This is a genomic window from Pseudoalteromonas sp. SWN29, from assembly GCF_015864465.1.
Lineage (GTDB): Bacteria > Pseudomonadota > Gammaproteobacteria > Enterobacterales > Alteromonadaceae > Pseudoalteromonas.
Genome location: NZ_JADYXE010000092.1, coordinates 1 through 5,442, shown reverse-complemented (window position 1 = coordinate 5,442; position 5,442 = coordinate 1). Strand labels below are relative to the sequence as shown.

Below are 5,442 nucleotides of genomic sequence, written 5' to 3'. Positions count from 1 at the left end.
AACTATCGTAGCGTAATTATTAGCCTAGCTAATTGTTACCAAAAAGCCCGAGCTTAGTCTCGGGTTTTTTAATGCCTAAAATAAAGTGTCATATGAAGGTGGCGCTCTTATTTTAGGCGTAGGTGCGTTGTAGTAACGTTCAAAGCGTAATTATTAGCCTAGCTAATTGTTACCAAAAAGCCCGAGCTTAGTCTTAACACCACTCGTTTAAGAACGAGTGGTGTTTTTTCGTTTATACCTAACTGGATATTTTTGTGTCTTTGCGAGCACCGTTCGCGGATAAGCTTTTCGCTTTCTTTTCTCCGGTAATATTAGCCGTTTACCGCTTTCACGTAGTTCTTTTAGCTTTTTAGGGATTGTCCCGGGGCTTCGACCTGAGCACCATAAAAACTCGTCTTGTATTAGGTATAATGCGTTTATGAAACTGATGCGTAATGGCTCCACTTTATGGGCTTTAGCCATCTCTGCCATTTCAAGTCTCACGATATTGTATGACGTCAGAATTCCCCAAAGCTCTTGATAAATACCTTCCTTTTTCAAGCTCCGTAGCGCTGGCTTATTAGATAATTGATATTGCTTGAGCTCACCATATCCTCGCTCTATTTCCCATCGTTGCCAATAAACATCGAGTAGCGCTTTCCGCGGGTATTTTTCTGGACAGGCGCATGAGGTGATGAAGCCTTTTATTTCACCTTTAGGTGTCGGAATTTGAATAAGTCTTGCTTGCCATGTGTCACCTAGGTAAGGAGCTAATTTTTTAGCTTGTGGCGAAATAGGCATTGTTATTAAGTGGTCGTAATCACTAAATGATTCCGTTATTTCATAGCGCATTTTACTTTTGATGGGCGTAAGCCAATGATGATTTTCGCTAACACCTTGCCAGCTTGTGAATAGTTCAGCCGAAAAGAAACCTCTATCAAATAGAGTTAGTGAATGTTCAGGTGCTGAGCCAACAAGCTGTTGAGCGTAATGAATTTCACTTTGAGTAATGGGGCCAAACGCTGCATCGGATATTAAATGCGTTCTTGTCGACATCAGGGTCACAGCAAGTACTGAGGGGAAGTTCGTTGTCGATTGAGCATAGCCAAAATGACGGTTACTCGGTGTATCGTGGGTTTTAAATTGTGTACCATCAACGCTTAGCAGCTTTAAACCACACACGTCATCAAAAATTTGCGACTGCTCCCACTGCGTTGCTGTATGTTTAAAAAGGTGTTTCATAGGCGCTGCGCCTAGCTTTTCTTTCCCTTTTATAATACTGCTGGTCGCCAATGGTGGAAGCTCTCCTTTAGCGTCAGGAAAAGCGAGCTCTAGTTTGTCACAGACTTCAGATATTGAGCGGTTTCTTAATAAGCCAATTCCTAACACAAGCCAAGCGGCTTGTTCGGCGGGGAAGCGTCGTTTGCGTACAGAGGCTCTTCCTGTTTGGGTAACAGCTTCTTCAATCCACTCAAGGGGAATGTGCTTAGTGAACGAATCAATATCGCGATCTTGGCAAAACTCAGTAGTAAGGTGTAATTCTTTAATAAATTCAGACATAAAAATAGGCCACAACTTCTGTTGTAGCCTATTATGAGCCCTTTGAAAGATCGTTCAATTAGCTTAAACGATCTGCATTAGAGCTTAGTCTCGGGTTTTTTAATGTCTAAAATAAAGTGTCATATGAAGGTGGTGTTCTTATTTTAGGCGTAGGTGCGTTGTAGTAACGTTCAAAGCGTAATTATTAGCCTAGCTAATTGTTACCAAAAGCCCGAGCTTAGTCTCGGGCTTTTTAATGTCTAAAATAAAGTGTCATATGAAGGTGGCGCTCTTACTTTAGGCGTAGGTACGTTGTAGTAACGTTCAAAGCGTAATTATTAGCCTAGCTAATTGTTACCAAAAAGCCCGAGCTTAGTCTCGGGTTTTTTAATGTTTAAAATAAAGTGTGATTTGAAGGTGAGGATTTCACATTAAGCGAAGTGCTAGGTAACAACATTCGAAATATCATTATTGGTATTAATAAAAAACCCGAGCCAAGCTCGGGTTTGATCAGTAATGAATATGCTATTTTGGCTAAAAATTACTCAATGTTTTGAATTTGTTCTCTCATTTGTTCTATCAACACTTTTAGCTCTACAGCGGCAGTAGTGATGTCACTATTAATAGACTTAGACGCTAGCGTGTTAGCTTCACGATTAAACTCTTGCATCATAAAATCTAAACGACGACCACATGCGCCACCTTTTTTAAGGATTTTTTTAGTTTCTTTAACGTGAGACTTTAAACGATCTAATTCTTCAGCTACATCTTGTTTTTGAGCAAGATAAATAAGTTCTTGTTCAAGGCGTGACTCGTCAATGTTTGCTGTTAAGTCTTCTAGCTTTTGAGCCAGTTTTTCACGCTGCCACTTAGCAATCTCAGGCATATGCGTTTCTACAATTTCTACTTGCTCTAAAATCGCATCAAGGCGGATTGCTATCATTTCTTCAAGGTTTGCACCTTCATCGCCACGAGCTGATTTAAAATCTTCGATTACTTGATCAAGACCAGCAATTAATGCGGTATTAACGCTATCCATATCAAGTTCTTCAGCTTCCATAACACCAGGCCAACGCAATATATCAACAGGGTTAATGTCGCCATTACTTTGCTGTTGAACCCATTTCGCGCTATTTATAAGTTGCTCAGCAAGGGCTTGGTTAATTGATAGCTCACCAACATGGGCAGGATTTGCTACAAACTTTAAAAAAACCTCAACTTTACCGCGTTGTAAGTGTTTGCGTAAACGCTCACGAATAACTGGCTCCATGCCACGAAATTGCTCTGGTGCGCGAATAAATGTTTCAAGGTAACGCTGGTTCACTGAACGAACTTCCCAAGTGCCAGTTCCCCAATCGCCTTTTATTTCGCGACGCGCATAAGCTGTCATACTGTGGATCATGGATATTTTCCTAAATTTATAAATACAATATTACGATGATTATACCGTAACACCGCTTAAGCTCTAGGGAAAATTTAATACACTGAATATTTTGCATACAGCTATTTATTTAAATCAGCATGGTATCTATACCCGCATACACTTATAATGTCGCAAATTCTGAATTAAGGGGATCGTCAATGCGTCCAAGCGAAAGAACACCTAACCAAATTAGACCTGTTACATTTACACGTAATTATACTTTGCATGCTGAAGGCTCAGTACTTGTTGAATTTGGTAATACCAAAGTACTTTGTACAGCTACTGTCGAATCGGGCGTTCCTCGTTTCATGAAAGGTCAGGGTAAAGGTTGGATCAATGCTGAATACGGTATGTTACCGCGAGCAACGCATACGCGTAATGCTCGAGAAGCTGCACGTGGTAAGCAGGGCGGTCGTACTATGGAAATTCAACGCTTAATTGCACGTGCACTTCGTGCTGCCGTTGATTTAAAAGCACTTGGCGAAAACACAATTACTATCGACTGTGATGTAATCCAAGCAGATGGTGGTACACGTACTGCTTCTATAAGTGGCGCATGTGTTGCATTAGTTGATGCACTAACGCATATGCGTGCTAAAGGTATGATTAACTCAAACCCACTAAAGCATATGATTGCGGCTATTTCAGTAGGCATATACAAAGGTCAAGCAATTAGCGATTTAGAGTATATAGAAGATTCAGCTGCTGAGACTGATATGAACGTAATTTTAACTGAGACAGGTAAAATTATTGAAATTCAAGGTACAGCCGAAGGTGAACCTTTCTCGTTTGATGAGCTGGATGAGTTACTTACTTTAGCCAAACATTCTATACGCGAAATTATTGACGTACAAAAGCAAGCATTAGCATAAATAGGTAGGCCACTAGATATGAAAGATTATCAAAAAGAGTTTATAGAATTTGCTCTAGAGAAGCAGGTATTAAAATTTGGTGAGTTTACTTTAAAGTCAGGGCGCATAAGTCCTTACTTTTTTAATGCCGGTTTGTTTAATACAGGTCGTGACTTAGCACGCTTAGGTCGTTTTTATGCATCAGCATTAGAAGATTCAGCGATAGAATACGATGTACTATTTGGTCCTGCGTATAAGGGTATCCCAATCGCGACAACGACGGCAGTTGCATTAGCAGATCACCATGATAAAGATGTACCGTACTGTTTTAACCGTAAAGAGAAAAAAGCACACGGTGAAGGTGGCACATTGGTGGGTTCAGAACTTAATGGCAAAATAATGCTAGTTGATGATGTAATTACCGCTGGTACCGCTATACGTGAGTCTATGGAAATTATTGCACAGAATGGCGCAGACCTTAGTGGCGTTTTAATAGCATTAGATCGCCAAGAAAAAGGTAAAGCTGAGTTATCAGCTATTCAAGAAGTTGAGCGCGACTTTAATACCAAAGTAATCTCTATTGTAAAATTAGCTGATCTTATTAGCTACCTTGAAGTTCAAGGGACGATGGACGAACATTTAGCCTCAGTTAAAGCTTATCGTGATCAATACGGTGTAGCATAAATAAAAAGCCTCGCAATGCGGGGCTTTATTTTGACCTTCATTCATAGAGTTTATTAATGAAAGATATACTTAAACCAAATGGCTTAGGCCTCAAACGTGTTTTCAAAGCAACTTATTGCTCCTACCTAGGCTTTAAAGCTGCATTTAAAGAAGAAGCTGCATTTAGACAAGAGCTACTATTGAGCCTTATATTATTTCCTATTTCATTTTGGCTTGCTTCATCATTACTGCACTGGGCAATATTAGTAAGTTCACTGCTGGTTATACTAATCGTTGAATTATTAAATTCTGCCATCGAAGCATTAACAGATCGAGTAAGTACAGAATTGCATGTATTATCGGGTAGAGCTAAAGATATGGGATCTGCAGCCGTAACACTTTCATTAGCGATCGTGTTGATCATTTGGGGTGCAAGCCTCTACATGAAGATCGTTTGATACAATTTATGATACTAGAATAGTTAAAACGCCTTTAGTTGTTAATAACTTGCTAGTTATGTTGTGTTTTTAACGTGTTTAGCTCAAATACTCAGCGAACAGCACTTTATTTCAAGTTTTCTTCAAAAAAGGGTTGATCTGTTTTCGGATCTCCCTATAATGCGACCCCACTGAGACGGGATATGGCGACGCGCAGCGGACAACGCATAGCGAGGCACGAACTACCTTAGAGAGTTAAATAAAACTTCGGTTTTAAATCTTCCAAAAAGAAAGTTTAAAACTAAGTGTTGACTCGAAAAATAAAGGGTGTATTATTCGCATCCCTTGAGGCGCTAAAGCGACTCAAAACGTTCTTTAACAATATAAAGCAATCATCTGTGTGGGCACTCGTACAGATTGAGTTCTAACAGCCAACCTACTTCGTTCTTTATTGAGCAAGTAACGAGGCAAACAAATTAGAGTCTCAATTGAAAACTGAGTGACCAACAGAATAGTTATTTCGGTAATTATTCGGCACAGTCAATTCAAT

At 39.7% G+C, this 5,442-nt stretch carries 5 protein-coding genes; 3 read left to right on the top strand and 2 right to left on the bottom strand.

What is annotated here, in order from left to right; genetic code table 11:
* Window positions 1-207: 207 nt before the first annotated feature.
* Both I6F53_RS19810 and I6F53_RS19805 read right to left on the bottom strand, forming a co-directional pair.
* Entirely contained in the window at window positions 208-1,539 is a 1,332-nt protein-coding gene (locus I6F53_RS19810) for an IS4 family transposase (protein WP_231616654.1), read from the bottom strand.
* Window positions 1,540-2,059: 520 nt separating this feature from the next.
* Complete coding sequence (locus I6F53_RS19805; RefSeq protein ID WP_002958889.1) at window positions 2,060-2,920, bottom strand: YicC/YloC family endoribonuclease; 861 nt, start codon at window positions 2,918-2,920, stop codon at window positions 2,060-2,062.
* 179 nt (window positions 2,921-3,099) lie between these two features.
* Between I6F53_RS19805 and rph the strand changes: the two genes are divergently transcribed.
* From rph to I6F53_RS19790, 3 genes are read left to right on the top strand one after another with little or no spacing between them, the layout of a single operon-like run.
* Window positions 3,100-3,813 carry a ribonuclease PH gene (gene rph / locus I6F53_RS19800; RefSeq protein ID WP_002958890.1) on the top strand — a complete coding sequence of 238 codons (714 nt, stop codon included), beginning with the start codon at window positions 3,100-3,102 and terminating at the stop codon, window positions 3,811-3,813.
* A gap of 18 nt (window positions 3,814-3,831) precedes the next feature.
* A complete protein-coding gene (gene pyrE, locus I6F53_RS19795) occupies window positions 3,832-4,476 on the top strand; it encodes an orotate phosphoribosyltransferase (protein ID WP_197240895.1) in 645 nt (214 codons plus the stop codon).
* Between the two features lie 56 nt (window positions 4,477-4,532).
* Complete coding sequence (locus I6F53_RS19790; protein WP_197240894.1) at window positions 4,533-4,913, top strand: diacylglycerol kinase; 381 nt, start codon at window positions 4,533-4,535, stop codon at window positions 4,911-4,913.
* Window positions 4,914-5,442: the final 529 nt, after the last annotated feature.